The organism is Hydrogenophaga sp., assembly GCF_019635465.1.
Taxonomy (GTDB): domain Bacteria; phylum Pseudomonadota; class Gammaproteobacteria; order Burkholderiales; family Burkholderiaceae_C; genus Hydrogenophaga.
The window spans coordinates 88,477-106,023 of sequence record NZ_JAHBZK010000013.1 but is presented as its reverse complement, the minus strand read 5'-3'; the positions used below and the strand labels follow the sequence as shown (position 1 = coordinate 106,023).

The window sequence follows — 17,547 nt, the reverse complement described above, 5'->3', positions numbered from 1 at the left end:
ATGACAGTTGCGGTTGTTCTTGATGGTGTGTCCTGCGTGTTCGGCTCGGGCGCACAGACCGTGCGTGCGGTCGACCGTGTGGACCTCAAGATCGAGGGGGGTGAGTTCTTCACCTTGCTGGGACCCTCGGGATCGGGCAAGACCACTTGCCTGCGCATGATTGGCGGCTTCACCCTGCCCACCAGCGGGCGCATCCACATTGGTGGGCAGGACGTGACCCTGGCGCCGCCTTACGCACGGCCGGTGAACACCGTGTTCCAGGACTACGCGCTGTTTCCGCACATGAGCATCCGCGACAACGTGGCCTATGGGCTGATGGTGCAGAAGGTGGCGCGCGCCGAACGCCACCGCCGTGCCGAAGAGATGCTCGAGCTCGTGCGGTTGCCGGGTGTGGGCGAGCGGCGTCCGGGACAACTCTCGGGTGGGCAACGTCAACGCGTGGCGCTGGCGCGCGCCCTCATCAATCAGCCCCAGGTGTTGCTGCTCGACGAGCCCCTGGGCGCGCTGGACCTCAAGCTGCGCGAGCAGATGCAGACCGAGCTCAAGGCCCTGCAGCGCCAGCTGGGAATCACCTTCCTGTTCATCACGCACGACCAGCACGAGGCGCTGTCGATGAGCGACCGCATCGGCGTGTTCAACAACGGCCGGCTGGAACAGGTGGATGCACCCACGGCGATCTACAACCGGCCCGCCACCCGCTTCGTGGCCGAGTTCGTCGGCGCGGCCAATGTCTTCGATGGCGACCGCGCGCTGTCGTTGACCGGGCTGCCGTCGGCCATGTTGCGCCCGGAGCGGATTCGCCTGCTGCCGGATGGCGAAGGACAGATTCGCGCCACGGTGACCGACACGCAGTACTTCGGCGCCTTCTCGCGTGTGCACCTGGACTGGCAGGGTGCCGCCATTGCGGTCGACCTGAACCCTGAGCAACATCCGCAACTGCCCCTTCGCGGCAGCACGGTCGGCTTGCGGTGGGCCGATGACGCGGTGCACCCGCTGGCGGGAGCCGGCGCATGAGCCTGTCTGCGGCGCTGCCCATCACGTCGAGCGCGCCGCGCGGCCTGTGGCGGCGCGTGTCCGACCTGCTGTACCGGCGGCGCGGTCTGGCGCTCGCTTCGCTGCTGGTGCCGCCGCTGCTGTGGTTTGGCGTGGTCTACCTGGGCGCGCTGTTCGCCTTGCTGGCCAACAGCTTTTTCTCGCTCGACGAGTTCTCGGGCGTGGTGGACCGGTCCACCCTGACGCTGCAGAACTTTCGCGACCTGCTTCAACCGGCCAACCTGGATGCCGCCTGGCGCACGGTGCTCATGGCCGTGCTGGTGACGGTGGCCTGCACCGCGATCGCCTTCCCGATTGCCTACTACATGGCGCGCCATGCGCGCGGCCCGCACAAGGCCTTGCTCTACATCGCGGTGATGTTGCCGCTGTGGTCGAGTTACCTGGTGCGCCTGTATGCGTGGAAGCTGCTGCTGGCCAAAGAGGGCGCCATCGGCTGGGTGCTGGCCGAGCTGCACCTGACCTGGCTGCTCGACGCGGTGTTGGCTACACCGGGCATCGGTGGCAACTCGCTGTCCTTCTCGCGCCTGGGCACCTTCATCGTGTTCGTCTACATGTGGCTGCCGTTCATGATCCTGCCGATCCAGGCCGCGATCGAGCGCATCCCGGGCTCGCTGCTGGAGGCCTCCGGCGATCTGGGTGCGCGCGGGTCGATGACCTTCTGGAAGGTCATCTTCCCGCTGGCCATGCCAGGGATCGCAGCCGGCTCGATCTTCACCTTCTCGCTCACACTGGGCGACTACATCATTCCGCAGGTGATCGGGGACTCGACCCTGTTCATCGGGCAGGTGGTCTATCGCCAGCAGGGTGTGGCCGGCAACCTGCCGTTTGCGGCGGCGTTCTCGCTGGTGCCCATCGTGGTGATCGGCGTGTACCTGTGGATCGCCAAACGACTGGGGGCCTTCGATGCGCTCTGACCCATCGAAAGCCGGCTGGGGGCTGCGGGCGGCGACCTGGGGCGCCGTGCTGTTCCTGCACATTCCGCTCGCGCTGATCATCCTGTATGCGTTCAGCGCCGAGGACAAGAGCTACGTGTTCCCACCGCCGGCGCTGACGGCGAAGTGGTTCGCCGTGGCCTGGGAGCGCGAGGACGTGTGGGCGGCCATTGGCCTGTCCATGCGGGTGGCACTCATGGCTACGCTGTTCGCCATGGTGCTCGGCACCCTGGCTGCGGCCGGCCTGGCGCGCACCCGTTTCTTCGGCCGCGACGCGGTCTCGCTGCTGCTGATCCTGCCGATCGCCTTGCCGGGCGTGATCACGGGCATCGCGCTGCGCAGCGCCTACAGCACGCTGGAGATTCCCTTCAGCTTCTGGACCATCGTCATCGGCCACGCCACCTTCTGCGTGGTGGTGGTCTACAACAACGCGGTGGCGCGATTGCGGCGCACCAGCCCGTCGCTGATCGAGGCCTCGATGGACCTGGGTGCCGACACCTTCCAGACCATCCGCTACGTGATCCTGCCGCAGCTGGGCTCTGCGCTGCTCGCCGGTGGCCTGCTGGCCTTTGCGCTGAGCTTTGACGAGGTCATCGTCACCACCTTCACCGCCGGCCAGCAGACCACGTTGCCCATCTGGATGCTGCAGGAGCTGATCCGCCCGCGCCAGCGCCCGGTGACCAACGTGGTGGCCGTCGTGATCATCGCGCTCACCTTCATCCCCATCCTGGCGGCTTACTACCTGACCCGCGCTGACGAGCAGCCCGGCAACCGCTGACCCTTCCATCCGCAAGACACCGGAGAACACCATGGGCAAGACACCCGATTTCAAGCACCTGTTGCACACCGAGCTGTTCATCGACGGGCAGTTCGTCGCCGGCGAAGGCGAGGTCGAGAAGGTCCTCAACCCGGCGACGGGCGCTGTGCTGGCCGAAGTGCCCGAGGCCTCCTACGACCAGATCCACCGCGCGGTGCTGGCCGCCAACCGCGCGTTCGACAGCTGGGGCGACACCACGCCAATGGAGCGCTCGCGCGCGCTGCTGAAGATGGCCGATGCAGTGGAGGCCAACGCCGAGACCTTTGCCCGACTGGAGTCGCTCAATTGCGGCAAGCCCTACGTGCGCGCGTTCGAGGACGAGATCCCTGCCATCGCCGATTGCTTCCGCTTCTTTGCGGGCGCCGCGCGCAACCTGCACGGGCCGCTGGCAGGCGAATACCTGGCGGGACACACCAGCATGATCCGGCGCGACCCGATCGGCGTTGTCGGCTCCATCGCGCCATGGAACTACCCGTTGATGATGGCGGCCTGGAAGATCGCGCCAGCGCTCGCGGCCGGCAACACGGTGGTGCTCAAGCCCAGCGAGCAAACGCCGCTGTCGTCGCTCATGCTGGCGCGCGTGGTCGCCGACATCCTGCCCAAGGGCGTCTTCAACGTGGTGTGTGGCCGTGGCGCCAGCGTGGGGCAGCCGTTGGTGGAGCACCCGCTGGTGCGCATGGTCTCGCTCACCGGTGACGTATCCACCGGGCGCAAGATATTGCAGGCGGCCACGGGCACGCTCAAGCGCACGCACCTGGAGCTGGGCGGCAAGGCGCCGGTGATCGTGTTCGACGACGCGGACCTGGATGCGGTGGTTGAAGGCATCCGCACCTTTGGCTACTACAACGCTGGGCAGGACTGCACCGCGGCCTGCCGCCTGTACGCGGGCGCCAAGGTGTACGACCGCCTCGTGGCCGACCTCAGCAGCGCGGTCAAGACCATCAAGATGGGCACGCAGGACGAAGAGGGCGTGGAGCTTGGCCCGCTGATCAGCGACCGCCAGCGCGACCGCGTGGCCAGCTTCGTGGAGCGCGCGCAGATGGTGGGTCACATGGAAATCACCGCCGGCGGCAAGATGCGCGCGGGCAGCGGCTTTTTCTACGAACCCACGGTGATTGCCGGTGCGCGCCAGGACGACGAGATCGTGCGGCGCGAAGTGTTCGGCCCCGTGGTTTCGATCACCCGCTTCTCGGACCCCGACGAAGCCATCACCTGGGCCAACGATTCGGACTACGGCCTGGCCTCATCGGTCTGGACGCAGGACGTGGGGCGTGCCCTCAAGGTGGCGCGCAAGCTGCAATACGGCTGCACCTGGATCAACACCCACTTCATGCTGGTCAATGAAATGCCGCACGGCGGCCTCAAGCACAGTGGCTACGGCAAGGACATGTCCATGTACGCGCTGGAGGACTACACCGTGGCGCGGCACGTGATGGCCAAACTCTGAAACACCCCCGCCGCGCTTCACGCGACCCCCTCAAGGGGGCGACACCTGCGGCCTGGCGAAGCCAGTTCCGCGGTGTCTCCGGGCGAATGCGGGCAGCATGCCGGCAAGAAAAAAGCCCGGCCTTGGCCGGGCTTGAGAAGCGTGACAGCAAGGATCCGTCAGCTTGCGGGTTCGGCCACGTAGATTTCGACGCGTCGGTTGGCGGCGCGTCCGGCCGGCGTGCCGTTGTCGGCCACTGGCTCGCGTGAGCCGCGTCCATCGGTGGCGATGCGCGCCGGGGACACGCCGCGCGAGACCAGATAGTCCTTGGTGGCGTTGGCGCGATCGAAGGACAAGGGGTTGTTGATGGCGTCGCTGCCAGAGCTGTCGGTGTGGCCGATGATGGCCACCTGCGTCACCTGGTTCTGCTGCAGCGTGGTGGCAAACTGGGCCAGCACGTTCACCAGCGTGGGGCTGAGGCTGGAGCGCCCGGATGCAAAGCCGGCGTCGGCCGGAATCTCGAGCTTGAGGCGGTTGTCGGCGGTCTGGCTCACGCCGATGCCGGTGCCCACGGTGGCGGCTTCCATCTGCTTTTTCTGCTCCTGCATGCGCGTGGACCAGATGTAGCCACCGAGTGCGCCTGCGCCGGCGCCAATCACGGCGCCTTGTGCCGCGCCCTTGGATCCACCGGTGAGCGCGCCGAGCACCGCGCCCGCGGCGGCGCCGATGCCGGCCCCCTTGGCGCTGTCCTGCTGGGTCTGGCTCATGTTGGCGCAGCCGGAAATGGCGATGGAAGCGGCGACGACGACAGCGGCGATGGCACGGGGGATGTTGTGGGTGTGTTGGAAGTTGTTCATGGAGAAATCCTCACGTGATGAAAGGTGTCGGTTGCGCAGCGCAACCGACGACGCGCGTGGGTTGTAGACCAAGGCCTAAACTTATACCCCCCTGAGGTGTCCGCCTCACCGATGTCCGACGAACTTACAAATCCTTGCATGAAACCCGTTTCACTCGGCCAGAGCCCGCTTCGTGTCACACCCATCTGCCTCGGCACCATGACCTTCGGCGAGCAGGTCGATCAGGCCACGGCGCACCGCATTCTTGACCGCTCGCTCGAGCGAGGTGTGGACTTCATCGACACCGCCGAGATGTACGCGGTGCCTGCGCGCGCCGAGACCTGCGGTGCCACCGAGACCATCATCGGCAACTGGTTTGCGGGCACGCCCGGGCTGCGGCAGAAGGTGGTGCTCGCCACCAAGGTGGCGGGCCCTTCACGTGGCATGCCGTGGATCCGTGGCGATCAATCGGGGCTGACAAAGGCCGAGATCGTGCAGGCCTGCGAAGGCAGCCTGCGCCGTCTGCAGACGGATGTGATCGACCTGTACCAGATCCACTGGCCGGCGCGCAACGTGCCGGCGTTTGGTGCCGTTTACTTCGATCCCACCAAAGACAAAGACTGCGCCTCGATCCACGTGCAGCTTGAGGCCATGAGTGAACTCGTCAAGGCCGGCAAGGTGCGTGCCATCGGTCTGTCGAACGAGACGCCTTACGGCGTGCACGAGTTCGTCCGCCTGGCCGAGCAGCATGGACTGCCGCGCGTGGCCACGGTGCAGAACCCGTACTGCCTGATCAACCGCGCCTACGAAAACGGCCTGGACGAAACCTGCCACCGCACCGAGGTGTCGCTGCTGGCGTACTCGCCGCTGGGCTTCGGGCTGCTGACCGGCAAGTACGACGACACCGGTCTGGTGGGTGACCACGGCCGCATGGCCTTGTTCGAGAGCATGCGCAAACAGCGCTGGGGTCGCCCCGAATCGCTGGCCACGGCCAAGCGCTACAACACCCTGGCGCGCGAGCACGGCCTGACGCCCTCGCAGTTGGCGCTGGCTTTTTGCTATCGCAACTGGCGCGTGGCCAGCACCATCATCGGCGTGACCAGCGTGGCGCAGCTCGACGAATGCCTGGATGCCTGGGACGTGCAGTTGTCGCCCGAGCTGCTGGGCGCGATCGACAAGATCCGCTGGGAAGCGCGCGACCCTGCCCAGTGAGCAAGCGCGCTGCGCACGTCTCGGAAACGCCCGCCACGGCCTGGCTCAAGGCCAATGGCGTGGCGTTCACCGAGCATCCCTACGAGTACCTGGAGCACGGCGGAGCGCAGCACAGTGCGCAGGTGCTGGGCCTCGACCCGTTTGCTGTGGTCAAGACGCTGATCATGCAGAACGAGGCGGCGCGGCCGCTGGCGGTGCTGATGCACGGCAACCGCACCGTGTCGACCAAGAACCTGGCGCGCCAGATTGGCGCCAAGTCGGTCGAGCCGTGCAAGCCCGAGGTGGCCACCCGCCACAGCGGCTACCAGGTGGGTGGTACCTCACCCTTTGGGCTCAAGCGCGAGATGCCGGTGTATGTCGAGACCAGCGTGCTGGCACTGCCGAGGATCTGGATCAACGGTGGCCGGCGCGGCTTTCTGGTTGGCATCGACCCCGCTGTGCTGGCGGGCCCGCTCGGAGCGCAATCGGTGCAGTGCGCGCTGGCAGAATGACGCCCGCTTTGCACAACGCGTGAGGAGACACCCTTGCAATCGCTCTATCCCGCACTGGCCACGCTGGTCGCGTACCTGATTGGATCGCTGTCGTTCGCGGTGGTGGTCAGTCGCGCCATGGGCCTGGCCGACCCGCGCACCTACGGCAGCAAGAACCCGGGCGCGACCAACGTGCTGCGCTCGGGCAGCAAGGCCGCGGCCATCGTCACGCTGCTGCTCGATGCCTTCAAGGGCTGGCTGCCGGTGGTGCTGGTGCAGATGTTTGGCGAGCCCTACGGGTTGGGCAATGGCACCGTGGCCATGGTGGGGCTGGCGGCGTTTCTGGGCCACCTGTTTCCGGTGTTCTTCCGCTTTCAGGGTGGCAAGGGCGTGGCCACGGCGGCCGGCGTCATCCTGGCCTTCAACCCTTGGCTGGGCCTGGCCTCGCTGGCCACCTGGGTGATCGTGGCCTTCTTCTTTCGCTATTCGTCGCTGGCGTCCATCGTGACGGCGGTGTTTGCGCCGGCCTACTTTCTGCTGGGCGCGGGTGTGGCCTGGTCGGCGCCCGGGGTGATGGTGCTGGGCCTGGCGGTGATGTCGGTGCTGCTGGTCTGGCGCCACGCCGAGAACATCAATCGCCTGATCGCGGGCAAGGAAAGCAAACTGGGAGCGAAGAAGTCATGAGCGGGAACACCATCACCCGCGTGGGCATGGCCAAGCGCTACAGCGAAGCGGCGGTGTGCAACGGCATCGTGTTTCTGGCGGGCATGGTGCCCGAGCGCGGCGACGTCGATATCAAAGGCCAGACCGAGGATGTGCTGGAGCAGGTCGCCATGCGGCTGAAGGATTGCGGCAGCGACAAGTCGCGCATCCTGCGTGCGGAGATCTACCTCACTGACATTCGCGACATCGCGGCCATGAACGAGGTCTGGGACGCCTGGGTGGTGCCGGGCGCTGCGCCACCGCGCGCCACGGTGCAGGCCGCGCTGGCCAACCCGGCCTACCGCATCGAGATCGTGGTCACGGCCGCGCAGGCCTGAGGCTCAATAGCGCCGCTGCAGCACCAGTTGGTCGTTGGTGCGCTGCATCTGAAATCGCGTGAGAAAGCTGTTGCCCAGCAGCACAAAGGGCGCCGATTGCGGCAGCACGATGGCACCCACGCCATAGACTTGGGCGTCGCCAATGCGCACCGAATCGAGGACCAGGCGGTGGCCCGTCGCCGCGCCATTGGCGGTGGTCACCTGCACGGGTTGGCCTTTGGAGAAGTCGAGCCCCAGGCGGCGCGCTTCGGGCTCGCCGATGATGACTTGCGTGGCACCGGTGTCGACCATGAACTGCACCGGTTTGCCGTTGATCTGACCTTGCGGCATGAAGTGACCCTGGCCGTCGGCGGTCAGCACCACGCGGGCCGATTCGCCTGAGGCAGGCGCTGCGCTGCCCATGCTCACCGGCGACTCGCCAACACGCAAGGTCTGACGCCGCCCGGCGATGTCGACGATGGCGGTGTCGCCTTGCACCGAGACCACGCGCACGCCCTGGTGCATCTGGCCTGCGGCGACGAAGCGTGGCTGCGCCCCGTCCACCACCAGCAGCGCGCGCTGCCCGGACACGCCCGAGAGCGCGACCGATTGCGCCAGCACCGGCAAGGCCAGACCCGCAGCGAGCGTGGCCAGCAGCCGGTGCAGCATGCTCAGTCCCGGAAGTTGTTGAAGGACAAGGGCAGGTCCTTCATTTCGGTCTTGATGAGGGCGATGGCGCTTTGCAGGTCGTCGCGCTTGCCGCCGGTCACGCGCACTGCGTCACCCTGGATGGCGGCCTGCACCTTGAGCTTGCTGGCCTTGATGGCCTGCTGGATCTTCTTGCCGTCTTCGGTGGCGATGCCGTTGCGCACCTTGACCACCTGCTTGACCTTGTCTCCGCCGATCTTTTCGACTTTGCCCACATCGAGGAAGCGCACATCCACGTTGCGCTTGGCCAGCTTGTTGCGCAGCACGTCTTCAATCTGCTGGAGCTGGAAGTCGGCGTCGCCGAGCAGGGTGATTTCCTTGTCCTTGAGTTCGATGGCGGCGCTGGTGCCCTTGAAATCGAAGCGCGTGCCGATTTCGCGCGCTACCTGATCGACGGCATTTTTCACTTCAACAAGGTCGGCTTCGAGGACGGTATCGAACGAGGGCATGGCGGACACAAAGGGGGTGAGAAAATCGCGGCCATGATAGTCGAGAAGCAGGTACCGCTACAGGCCTACAACAGCTTTGGCATCGTGGCCAAAGCCCACCAACTGGTGCGCATCCGCGAGGAGGCCGACCTGCTGGGCCTGCTGGCGTCGGCCGATTGGGCGGGTCTTACCCGCGGCGGCATGCCCTTCGTGCTGGGTGGAGGCAGCAACCTGGTGATCACCGGCGACGTAAAGCCCCTGGTGCTCAAGGTCGAGATCATGGGCCGGCGTCTGGTTGACGACGGCCCCAAAGGCTGGCTGGTCGAAGCCGGTGCCGGGGAGAACTGGCACGCCTTCGTGCAATGGACCCTGCAGCAGGGCTGGCCCGGGTTGGAAAACCTGGCGCTGATCCCGGGCACGGTGGGCGCGTCACCGGTGCAGAACATTGGTGCCTATGGTGTCGAACTGCAGGACCGCTTTCACTCGCTGGACGCCATTGACTTGCGCACCGGTGAGTCGTTCACCCTGGATGCTGGCAAATGCGGTTTCGGTTACCGCGATTCGGTGTTCAAACATGCGTCGTCCGACACGCGCGACTTCGGTCTGGCGGGGCGTGCCCTGATCACGCGCGTGCGCTTCTGGCTGCCCAAGGCGTGGAAGCCTGTGCTGGGCTATGCCGACCTGGAACGGCGCATGGCCGAGACCGGCAATACCGCGCCCGATGCGCAGACCCTGTTCGACTGGATTTGTGCGATCCGCCGCGCCAAGCTGCCCGACCCGGCGGTGATTGGCAACGCCGGCAGCTTCTTCAAGAACCCGACGGTGTCGCCCGACGTCTGCGCCGACATCATTGCGCGCGAGCCCAAGGTGGTGCATTACCCCATGCCGGACGGCAGCATCAAGCTGGCCGCGGGCTGGCTCATCGATGCCTGTGGCTGGAAGGGGCGTGGCGTGGGCAATGCGGGCGTCTACGAAAAGCAGGCGCTGGTGCTGGTCAACCGCGGTGGGGCCACCGGTGGCGAGGTGGTCACGCTGGCCCGGGCGATCCAGACCAGCGTGTACGAGCGCTTTGGCATCCGGCTGGAGCCGGAGCCGGTCGTCATCTGAGCGCGCACCCGGGGCCGGGTGCGCTCGCGCGGGTTGTCAGGCGAACACGCCGGCCGTGTCCTGCATGCGGGCAGACACCTCGCCCAGGTGGTGCAGGGTGTCGCCGAAGGTCATCTCGAGCTGGGTCAGCTTCTTGAAGTAGTGGCTGACGATGTACTCGTCGGTCACACCGATGCCACCGTGCAATTGCACCGCCTGCTGGCTTACGAAGCGCATGGCATTGCCCAGTTGCACCTTGGCGCGGGCCATGGCCTGGCGGCGCTCCCCGGCCGGTGCGTTGAGCTTGAGGCTGGCGTAGTAGCTCATCGAGCGCGCCAGCTCCAGCTGCATCTTCATGTCGGCCACGCGGTGGCGCAGTGCCTGGAAGGTCGCGATCGCCACGCCGAACTGCTTGCGCGTGTTCATGTAGTCGACGGTGATGGCCAGCGTCTGGTCCATGACGCCGACCGCTTCGGCGCAGGTGGCGGCGATGCCGATGTCGACTGCATGCTCAAGCGCCGCCTGGCCATTGGCGCTGACCAGCACGGCGGGGGTGTCGCTGAGTGTCAGGTCGCCGGCGCGGCCGCCGTCCTGCGTTGGATAGCCCGAGGTCTTCACACCCGGGGCGCCGGACTCGACAAGGAACAGAGCGGGTTGGCCGTTGGCCATGGCGGGCACCAGAAAGGCGTCGGCCTGATCGGCCGCTGGCACGATCTGTTTGCTGCCCGTCACGCGCCACTGGCCACCATTGCTGCTGGCGGTGGCGGCAATCCGGTCGAGGCGGTAGCGCGCCCCGCGCTCTTGCAGGGCCAGCACCACCAGGGCCTCGCCGCCCGCAATCTTTGGCAGCCAGCCGGACTTGACGTCGTCGCCGCCGTAGGCGCCGATGACGCCGGTGGCGATGAGCGTCTGCGCGAGGGGCTCCAGTACGATGCCGCGGCCGAGCTGTTCCATCACAACCATCGCTTCGACCGGGCCCATGCCCAGGCCGCCGTGGGCTTCGTCCACGTACAGACCGGCAAGCCCCAACTCAGCCAGTTCGCCATAGGCGGTGCGATCGAATCCACCAGCGGCCTCGATGGCGCGGCGGCGTTCGAAGCCGTAGCCCTTTTCGACCCATTTCTGCACCGCGTCGCGCAGTGCGACCTGATCGTCAGAAAAATCAAAATCCATGTTCTTCTCCTCAGCCCAGCACGGTCTGCGCCACGATGTTGCGTTGCACCTCGTTGGAGCCGCCGTAGATCGTGGTCTTGCGCATGTTGAAGTAGGTCGACGCCAGCGGCGCGTTGCCCAGCACGCCACCGGGGAAGTCGCCTTGCCAGCCTGCGTCCATGGCCTCATGGATGAAGGGCAGGCTGTAGGGGCCGGCGGCCAGCATCATCAGCTCGCTGTAGCGCTGCTGGATCTCGCTGCCGCGGATCTTGAGCAGGCCGGCAATGTCGAGCGAGTTCTTGCCCGATTTCTCGGCCGAGAGCACGCGCAGCACCAGCATTTCCAGCGCCACGATGTCGACCTCGAGCAGCGCGATCTGGTCGCGAAAGCGCGCGTCGTCCCACACGCCTTCGGTCTTGGCTATGCGCTTGAGGCGCTCAAGCTCGCGCTTGGCGCGGTTGACGTCGGCGATGTTGGTGCGCTCGTGGCTGAGCAGGTGCTTGGCGTAGGTCCAGCCCTTGTTCTCTTCGCCGATCAGGTTTTCGGCCGGCACTTCGACGTTGTCGAAGAACACCTCGTTGACCTCGCAGTCACCGTCGAGCAGCTTGATCGGGCGCACGGTGACACCCTTGGTCTTCATGTCCAGCAGCAGGAAGGAGATGCCGGTCTGCGGCTTGCCCTCGGTCGAGGTGCGCACCAGGTTGAACATCCAGTCGCCGTACTGACCGAGCGTGGTCCAGGTCTTCTGCCCGTTGACGATGTATTTGTCGCCCTTGCGCTCGGCGCGTGTTTTCAGGCTGGCCAGGTCGGAGCCGGAGCCCGGCTCGCTGTAGCCCTGGCTCCACCACACCTCGCCGCTGGCGATGCCGGGCAGGAAGCGCTCTTGTTGCTCCTTGCTGCCGAAGGCCATGATGACGGGCGCCACCATCACCGGCCCGAACGGGACGACGCGGGGCGCGCCGGCAAGCGCGCATTCCTCTTCGAAGAGGTGCTTTTGCACCGCGTTCCAGCCCGGACCGCCGAACTGCTTGGGCCAGCCGTAGCCCAGCCAGCCCTTCTTGCCCAGGATCTTGGCCCAGCGCTGCATGTCGTCGCGGGTCAGGCGCATGGCGCTGTGCACCTTGTCGCTGATGTCCTTGGGCAGGTTGTCGCGCACCCAGGTGCGGATCTCTTCGCGAAACGCCTGCTCCTCAGGCGTGAAGGCCAGGTCCATGGCTTGTCTCCTTGGCAGGCCCGCGCGGATGGCGAGCCCTCTGTTGCACTGCGTCGCAGTTTCGCACGACCGTTCGTTTTTTCGCTGTCCAAGCGGCGACAAGCCGTCGGACGGCGTCATTACACTCCCGGCCCATGTCTGCGCCCGTTGCCCGCCCGATCGTTGTTCTCATCTCGGGCAGTGGCTCGAACATGGCCGCCCTGGTGCAGGCCTCGCGCCAGCGCAAATGGGCCGCACGCTTTGGTGCCGAGGTGGTGGCCGTCGTCAGCAACCGCCCCGATGCGGCCGGCCTGGCGTGGGCGCGTTCGCACGGCGTGGCCACCACCGTGGTCGACCACAAGCTGCACGCCGATCGCCCCTCTTTCGACGCGGCGCTGATGACCGCCATCGATGCCCATCGGCCGGTCCTGGTGCTGCTGGCCGGCTTCATGCGCATCCTCACGCCGGACTTCGTGCGCCACTACGAGGGCCGCCTGGTGAATGTGCACCCCAGCTTGCTGCCCGCCTTCACGGGGCTCAGGACGCACCAGCGGGCCATCGAGGCCGGCTGCCGCTTCGCCGGCGCCACGGTGCACCGCGTGACGCCCGAGCTCGATCACGGCGAATACCTGGCGCAGGCGGTGGTGCCGGTGCTGCCGGACGACACGCCCGAGGCTTTGTCGGCGCGCGTGCTCACCCAGGAGCACCTGATCTACCCGCGCGCGGTGGAAGATTTGCTGATTGCGGGCGTCTGATCGCGTTCAGCGTTCGCTGAGCGCAAGTTTGGCCGCCATGCCGGCGAAGGCCAACGCAAATCCCCGCCGAAGCGCGTTCTGCACCGTGCGCGAGGAGAGCACCCGTTGGCGAACGCTGTGCGCCAGCAGGCCATAGAGCAGGAACACCGCCAGGGTCATGGCCATGAAGGTCGCGCTCAGGGCGCCGAACTGCCGCATCGGGGTCGGGTCGCCCTGTTGCATGAACTGCGGCAGGAACGCCAGGAAGAACAGCGTCAACTTGGGGTTGAGCGCGTTGACCAGCACCGCGCGACCGACCAGTCGGAGCGCGGAGGGCTGTGCGCCACGCACGTCGGCTCCGAATGCGGCGCCATCGCGCCAGGTGGCCCAGGCCAGGTACAGCAGGTACAGCACGCCGATCAGCTTGAGCGCCTGAAACGCCAGCGCTCCCGCATGCATCACCGCCGCCAGCCCCAGCGCGGTGGCCGCCATGTGCGGCACGATGCCCAGTGTGCAGCCGAGGGCGGCGAAGGCGCTGGCCAGGCGCCCGTGTGACAGACCAGTCGATACGGTGAACAAGACGCCGGCGCCGGGTGTGACCACCACCAGCAGCGAGGTCAGCAGGAATTCGAGGGAGATCATGGAGCGAGGGCGTGGATGACGTAGGTGCCTCCATCGTGACGCGCGGCGCCTGGGCCGTCTTGAACGCTATTGCAGCGATGGGCGACAGGCGCGCTGCCAGGCGCCCGGCGTGAAGCCGAAGCAACGCACGAAGTGCCGGTGCAGGTGGCTCTGATCGGCGAAGCCACAGTTCTGCGCGGTGTCGCTCAGTGAGGCGCCGTGGCGTATCAGCTCGCGCGCTCTTGCCAGGCGTTGCTGCTGCAGCCAGGCGAAGGGGGGCAAGCCTTGGGCACGGGCGAACTGGCGCACCAGTTGAAAGCGCGACAGGCCCGCCAGGGCCGCCAGTGCGCCCAGATCGGGTGGCGCTGCCAGTTGCGATTGCAGGCAGTCTCGCACCCGCTCGATGCCCGGCGCGTGCAGGCGTTCGGATCGGTCGGCCAGCGCTTGTTCGCTGTGGCGAGCGACCAGCTCGCCGCAGGCGAGTCCCAGCGCCTCTTCCCACTGTCCGGCCAGCGCTGGCGCACCGTCGGAGCGCAAGGCGTCCCAGTGGTCAAACATGCGGCCGATGGCCGTGCGAAGTCGCGCGTCTTCAAACACCGGCTGGTTGAGCTCGTGGTCGGCTCGTCCCACCAGGGCTGCCATGGCCGCGGGCGTCAGATGCACGATGCGCCAACGGCGCCCATGGTGCCCAACGGGGTGGCCGTCGTGCATCTCACCGGGGTTGGTGGTGACGATGTCGCCCGTTTGGGCCACCACCTGGCCCCGACCACTGCAGGAGCGGTGCGCTCCCGCGTCCATCAGCCCGAAGCCGAAGCTGTCGTGGCAGTGCTTGTCGAAGCCGCGCTCGCTGTCGGTCAGCACGGCGTGTACGCCGGGCAGCGGGCCCTGCCGGACCTCGACGCAGTGCGCGGGTTGGTGCCTCACATCGACTTGTGAAACACCAGGCCCGCGTGCTCGCGCATGGCGTGGAACTTGATCTTGGGCCAGTTGGCCTCGACCGCCCGCAGCGTCGCCATGTGGTCCAGCAGCACCGTGGGTGCGTCCACCGCGTCCAGCGCCACCCGGTGCGCGTTGGCGTCGATGAAGCGCTTGAGCTCCTGTTCGCCACCGTCCTCGGGCGCGCAGGTGACCCAGCGCGCCACGTTGTACGAGCTGCCCGTGATGCGCGCCTTGACGCCGTACTCGTGCTCAAGCCGGTGGGCCACCACCTCGAACTGCAGTTGCCCGACAGCGCCCAGCAACAGCACGCTGCCAGCGACCGGGCGGAACACCTGGATCGCGCCTTCTTCGCCGAGCTGCGTCAGGCCGGCGCGCAACTGCTTGCTGCGCAACGGGTCGGCCACTTCGACGCTGCGGATGATCTCGGGCGCGAAGAAGGGCAGGCCGGTGAACTGCAGCGCTTCGCCTTCGGTGAGGGTGTCGCCCAGCTGCAGCACGCCATGGTTGGGGATGCCGATGATGTCGCCTGCGAACGCCTCGTCGAGCAGCTCGCGCCGTTGCGACAGGAAGCTAACCACGGTGTTGGGGCGCAGTTCCTTGCCGCTGCGCACCACCTTCAGCCGCATGCCGCGTTCGAAATGGCCGCTGGCCACGCGCACGAAGGCGATGCGGTCGCGGTGCGCCGGGTCCATGTTGGCCTGGATCTTGAACACCACGCCGCTGAACTTGGGCTCGATGGGCTCGACCGTGCGCTGCAGGGCGCTGCGCGCGCCGGGCGGCGGAGCGAGATCGACCAGGGCATCCAGCACTTCGCGCACGCCGAAGTTGTTGACGGCCGAGCCGAACAGCATGGGTGTCTGGTGGCCTTGCAGGAAGGCGCCCTCGTCGAAGGCAGGCGATGCGCCCTCGACCAGCTCGAGCTCGTCCTTGGCCTGGGCGAACTCAGCGCCGAAGCGCTTCGCGGACTCGGGGTTGTCCAGGCCTTCAAGCACCTCCTCGTCGCCGCCGCGCGTGTCTTCGCCGGCCGTGAATACGCGCATGCGTTCGGCGCGGCGGTCGTACACACCGCGAAGAGTCTTGCCCATGCCGATGGGCCAGGTGAAGGGCACCACCGTCATGCCCAGCTCACGCTCGATCTCGTCCATCAGGTCGAGCGGCGCCTGCACCTCGCGGTCCATCTTGTTGATGAAGGTGATGATGGGCGTGTTGCGCGCCCGGCAAACCTGCAGCAGGCGCCGCGTCTGCGGCTCCACGCCGTTGGCGGCGTCGATCACCATCAGAGCGGCATCCACCGCTGTAAGCACGCGGTAGGTGTCTTCGGAGAAGTCCTGGTGGCCCGGCGTGTCCAGCAGGTTGATGACGCAGTCGCGGTATTCCATCTGCATCACGCTGGATGCCACCGAAATGCCGCGCTGCTTCTCGATCTCCATCCAGTCGCTGGTGGCGTGGCGCGCGGCCTTGCGCGCCTTCACGCTGCCGGCGATGTTGATGGCGCCGGAGAACAGCAACAGCTTCTCGGTGAGCGTGGTCTTGCCCGCGTCGGGGTGGGAAATGATGGCGAAGGTGCGGCGGCGCCGAACCTGATCGGGGATGTCTGACATAACCGCGGATTATCGATCGGGGGACAATACCGCCCCCATGCACCCCAAAGCCCTGCTCGACGAGAGCGCCAACCTGATCGAAGCGGTCTTTCGCTTCCAGCACCCCGCCGACGCGGTGGTGGCCCGCCACTTCCGCGACAACAAGTCCCTGGGTCCGCGCGAGCGCGCCACCTTGTCGGCCTCGGTCTACGCCACACTGCGCGAGCGGCTGCGCTTGGAGTGGCTGGCCCGCTCCGGCAGCGGCTCCAAATGGCGACGCCTGGCCATCCTGTCATTCCCGGGTGACCGCGACTTTCTCAAGAGCGCGCTCAGCGAGCCCGAGAAGAACTGGCTGGACGCCTGCGCCGCGGTTCGGGACGACCAATGGCTCGCCCCGCATCGGCACAACCTGCCCGAATGGCTGGCCGATGCCTTGCGCGCGCAGGTGGGCGATGCGTTCGACGATCTGGCAGCCAGCCTGCTGCAGCCCGCGCCGTTGGACCTGCGCGTCAACCTGCTCAAGACCAAGCGGGACGCCGCGCTGCAGGCCTTGCGTGCGGCGGCATTGACCGCCGAGCCGACGCCTTATTCGCCGCTGGGCATCCGCCTGGAAGGCAAACCGATGTTGACCAAGGTGGCGCCCTACGCGCAGGGCGAAGTGGAGGTGCAGGACGAAGGCTCGCAGCTGCTGGCCCTGCTGCTGGACGCCCGCCGAGGCGAGATGGTGGTGGATTTCTGCGCCGGCGCTGGCGGCAAGACGCTCGCCATCGGCGCCGCCATGCGCAACAGCGGGCGGCTCTACGCGTTCGACACGTCCGCACACCGGCTGGACGGGCTCAAGCCGCGCCTGGCGCGCAGTGGCTTGTCCAATGTGCACCCGGTGGCCATTGCGCACGAACGCGACGAGCGCATCAAGCGCCTGGCCGGCAAGATCGACCGGGTTCTGGTGGACGCGCCGTGCTCCGGGCTCGGTACCTTGCGCCGGAGCCCCGACCTCAAATGGCGCCACACGCCCGAGACGGTGGCGGCCCAAACGGACACGCAGCGTGCCATCCTGGCGAGCGCGGCGCGTCTGCTCAAGCCGGGCGGGCGCCTGGTCTATGCCACTTGTAGCTTGCTGCGTGAGGAGAACGAAGCCGTGGCCGAGGCCTTTGGCGCAGACCACCCGGGCTTCGTGGCCGAGCCTGTGGGTGACCTGCTGGCCGGTTTGCGGGTCCCGGAGGCCGCAACGCTGACGTCTGGCGAAGGTGGGCGCTTCCTTCGCTTGTGGCCCCATCGCCATCACACCGACGGCTTCTTTGCCGCCGTCTGGCGGAAAGCCGCTTGATCGAGGTCAATTGGC

General features: G+C 67.0%; 19 protein-coding genes. 11 read left to right on the top strand and 8 right to left on the bottom strand.

All coding sequences use genetic code 11. The features are described from left to right. From KF871_RS13150 to KF871_RS13135, 4 genes are all read left to right on the top strand, one after another. The gene (locus KF871_RS13150; RefSeq protein ID WP_291143128.1) at nt 1-1,014 is read left to right on the top strand and encodes an ABC transporter ATP-binding protein; all 1,014 of its coding nucleotides are present in this window, start codon (nt 1-3) and stop codon (nt 1,012-1,014) included. After that, a complete protein-coding gene (locus KF871_RS13145; protein ID WP_291143126.1) occupies nt 1,011-1,967 on the top strand; it encodes an ABC transporter permease in 957 nt (318 codons plus the stop codon). The genes KF871_RS13150 and KF871_RS13145 overlap by 4 nt, the downstream gene beginning before the upstream one ends. After that, on the top strand, nt 1,957-2,763 hold the full coding sequence (locus tag KF871_RS13140; protein ID WP_291143124.1) for an ABC transporter permease: 807 nt from the start codon (nt 1,957-1,959) through the stop codon (nt 2,761-2,763). The genes KF871_RS13145 and KF871_RS13140 overlap by 11 nt, the downstream gene beginning before the upstream one ends. 73 nt (nt 2,764-2,836) lie before the next feature. Further along, nucleotides 2,837-4,249 carry a gamma-aminobutyraldehyde dehydrogenase gene (locus tag KF871_RS13135; RefSeq protein WP_291143201.1) on the top strand — a complete coding sequence of 471 codons (1,413 nt, stop codon included), beginning with the start codon at nt 2,837-2,839 and terminating at the stop codon, nt 4,247-4,249. A 158-nt stretch (nt 4,250-4,407) separates the two neighbouring features. Here KF871_RS13135 and KF871_RS13130 read toward each other — a convergent pair whose 3' ends face one another. Then, nucleotides 4,408-5,085: an OmpA family protein gene (locus KF871_RS13130; RefSeq protein ID WP_291143121.1), complete on the bottom strand. Its 678-nt coding sequence runs from the start codon at nt 5,083-5,085 to the stop codon at nt 4,408-4,410. 138 nt (nt 5,086-5,223) lie between these two features. Between KF871_RS13130 and KF871_RS13125 the strand changes: the two genes are divergently transcribed. From KF871_RS13125 to KF871_RS13110, 4 genes are read left to right on the top strand one after another with little or no spacing between them, the layout of a single operon-like run. Then, the gene (locus tag KF871_RS13125; protein WP_291143119.1) at nt 5,224-6,276 is read left to right on the top strand and encodes an aldo/keto reductase; all 1,053 of its coding nucleotides are present in this window, start codon (nt 5,224-5,226) and stop codon (nt 6,274-6,276) included. After that, nucleotides 6,273-6,767 carry an aminoacyl-tRNA deacylase gene (locus KF871_RS13120; RefSeq protein WP_291143116.1) on the top strand — a complete coding sequence of 165 codons (495 nt, stop codon included), beginning with the start codon at nt 6,273-6,275 and terminating at the stop codon, nt 6,765-6,767. Before KF871_RS13125 ends, KF871_RS13120 begins: the two co-directional genes overlap by 4 nt. A 33-nt stretch (nt 6,768-6,800) precedes the next feature. Further along, complete coding sequence (plsY, locus tag KF871_RS13115; RefSeq protein WP_291143113.1) at nt 6,801-7,430, top strand: glycerol-3-phosphate 1-O-acyltransferase PlsY; 630 nt, start codon at nt 6,801-6,803, stop codon at nt 7,428-7,430. Next, nucleotides 7,427-7,786 carry a RidA family protein gene (locus KF871_RS13110; RefSeq protein WP_291143110.1) on the top strand — a complete coding sequence of 120 codons (360 nt, stop codon included), beginning with the start codon at nt 7,427-7,429 and terminating at the stop codon, nt 7,784-7,786. The genes plsY and KF871_RS13110 overlap by 4 nt, the downstream gene beginning before the upstream one ends. A 3-nt stretch (nt 7,787-7,789) precedes the next feature. Here KF871_RS13110 and KF871_RS13105 read toward each other — a convergent pair whose 3' ends face one another. Continuing rightward, nucleotides 7,790-8,434, bottom strand: coding sequence for a TIGR02281 family clan AA aspartic protease (locus KF871_RS13105; protein ID WP_291143107.1), 645 nt, complete (start codon nt 8,432-8,434; stop codon nt 7,790-7,792). Nucleotides 8,435-8,436: 2 nt separating this feature from the next. Beyond that, entirely contained in the window at nt 8,437-8,922 is a 486-nt protein-coding gene (locus KF871_RS13100; RefSeq protein WP_291143104.1) for a YajQ family cyclic di-GMP-binding protein, read from the bottom strand. A gap of 33 nt (nt 8,923-8,955) precedes the next feature. Between KF871_RS13100 and murB the strand changes: the two genes are divergently transcribed. Beyond that, the gene (gene murB, locus KF871_RS13095; RefSeq protein ID WP_291143101.1) at nt 8,956-10,008 is read left to right on the top strand and encodes a UDP-N-acetylmuramate dehydrogenase; all 1,053 of its coding nucleotides are present in this window, start codon (nt 8,956-8,958) and stop codon (nt 10,006-10,008) included. A gap of 36 nt (nt 10,009-10,044) precedes the next feature. Here the strand turns inward: murB and KF871_RS13090 are convergent, their stop codons facing one another. Next, nucleotides 10,045-11,160: an acyl-CoA dehydrogenase family protein gene (locus KF871_RS13090; RefSeq protein WP_291143096.1), complete on the bottom strand. Its 1,116-nt coding sequence runs from the start codon at nt 11,158-11,160 to the stop codon at nt 10,045-10,047. A 10-nt stretch (nt 11,161-11,170) separates the two neighbouring features. Then, complete coding sequence (locus tag KF871_RS13085) at nt 11,171-12,352, bottom strand: acyl-CoA dehydrogenase family protein (protein ID WP_291143093.1); 1,182 nt, start codon at nt 12,350-12,352, stop codon at nt 11,171-11,173. Between the two features lie 134 nt (nt 12,353-12,486). Between KF871_RS13085 and purN the strand changes: the two genes are divergently transcribed. Next, nucleotides 12,487-13,086, top strand: a complete 600-nt coding sequence (gene purN / locus KF871_RS13080; protein ID WP_291143090.1) for a phosphoribosylglycinamide formyltransferase — start codon at nt 12,487-12,489, stop codon at nt 13,084-13,086. A 6-nt stretch (nt 13,087-13,092) separates the two neighbouring features. Here the strand turns inward: purN and KF871_RS13075 are convergent, their stop codons facing one another. The 3 genes from KF871_RS13075 to KF871_RS13065 form a co-directional block, all read right to left on the bottom strand. Then, nucleotides 13,093-13,707: a LysE family translocator gene (locus tag KF871_RS13075; RefSeq protein ID WP_291143088.1), complete on the bottom strand. Its 615-nt coding sequence runs from the start codon at nt 13,705-13,707 to the stop codon at nt 13,093-13,095. Nucleotides 13,708-13,773: 66 nt separating this feature from the next. Further along, a complete protein-coding gene (locus KF871_RS13070) occupies nt 13,774-14,610 on the bottom strand; it encodes an AraC family transcriptional regulator (RefSeq protein WP_291143087.1) in 837 nt (278 codons plus the stop codon). Further along, entirely contained in the window at nt 14,607-16,226 is a 1,620-nt protein-coding gene (locus KF871_RS13065) for a peptide chain release factor 3 (RefSeq protein ID WP_291143085.1), read from the bottom strand. Before KF871_RS13065 ends, KF871_RS13070 begins: the two co-directional genes overlap by 4 nt. A gap of 37 nt (nt 16,227-16,263) precedes the next feature. Between KF871_RS13065 and KF871_RS13060 the strand changes: the two genes are divergently transcribed. Next, on the top strand, nt 16,264-17,532 hold the full coding sequence (locus KF871_RS13060; protein ID WP_291143083.1) for an RsmB/NOP family class I SAM-dependent RNA methyltransferase: 1,269 nt from the start codon (nt 16,264-16,266) through the stop codon (nt 17,530-17,532). The last annotated feature ends 15 nt before the right edge of the window (nt 17,533-17,547 follow it).

Excerpts from the sequence above, each read along its gene's own strand:
- KF871_RS13150 (WP_291143128.1), top strand. The coding sequence starts at position 1 with ATGACAGTTGCGGTTGTTCTTGATGGTGTGTCCTGCGTGTTCGGCTCG.
- KF871_RS13145 (WP_291143126.1), top strand. The coding sequence starts at position 1,011 with ATGAGCCTGTCTGCGGCGCTGCCCATCACGTCGAGCGCGCCGCGCGGC.
- KF871_RS13140 (WP_291143124.1), top strand. The coding sequence starts at position 1,957 with ATGCGCTCTGACCCATCGAAAGCCGGCTGGGGGCTGCGGGCGGCGACC.
- KF871_RS13130 (WP_291143121.1), bottom strand. The coding sequence starts at position 5,085 with ATGAACAACTTCCAACACACCCACAACATCCCCCGTGCCATCGCCGCT.
- KF871_RS13125 (WP_291143119.1), top strand. The coding sequence starts at position 5,224 with ATGAAACCCGTTTCACTCGGCCAGAGCCCGCTTCGTGTCACACCCATC.
- KF871_RS13110 (WP_291143110.1), top strand. The coding sequence starts at position 7,427 with ATGAGCGGGAACACCATCACCCGCGTGGGCATGGCCAAGCGCTACAGC.
- KF871_RS13105 (WP_291143107.1), bottom strand. The coding sequence starts at position 8,434 with ATGCTGCACCGGCTGCTGGCCACGCTCGCTGCGGGTCTGGCCTTGCCG.
- KF871_RS13100 (WP_291143104.1), bottom strand. The coding sequence starts at position 8,922 with ATGCCCTCGTTCGATACCGTCCTCGAAGCCGACCTTGTTGAAGTGAAA.
- murB (WP_291143101.1), top strand. The coding sequence starts at position 8,956 with ATGATAGTCGAGAAGCAGGTACCGCTACAGGCCTACAACAGCTTTGGC.
- KF871_RS13090 (WP_291143096.1), bottom strand. The coding sequence starts at position 11,160 with ATGGATTTTGATTTTTCTGACGATCAGGTCGCACTGCGCGACGCGGTG.
- KF871_RS13085 (WP_291143093.1), bottom strand. The coding sequence starts at position 12,352 with ATGGACCTGGCCTTCACGCCTGAGGAGCAGGCGTTTCGCGAAGAGATC.
- purN (WP_291143090.1), top strand. The coding sequence starts at position 12,487 with ATGTCTGCGCCCGTTGCCCGCCCGATCGTTGTTCTCATCTCGGGCAGT.
- KF871_RS13075 (WP_291143088.1), bottom strand. The coding sequence starts at position 13,707 with ATGATCTCCCTCGAATTCCTGCTGACCTCGCTGCTGGTGGTGGTCACA.
- KF871_RS13065 (WP_291143085.1), bottom strand. The coding sequence starts at position 16,226 with ATGTCAGACATCCCCGATCAGGTTCGGCGCCGCCGCACCTTCGCCATC.
- KF871_RS13060 (WP_291143083.1), top strand. The coding sequence starts at position 16,264 with ATGCACCCCAAAGCCCTGCTCGACGAGAGCGCCAACCTGATCGAAGCG.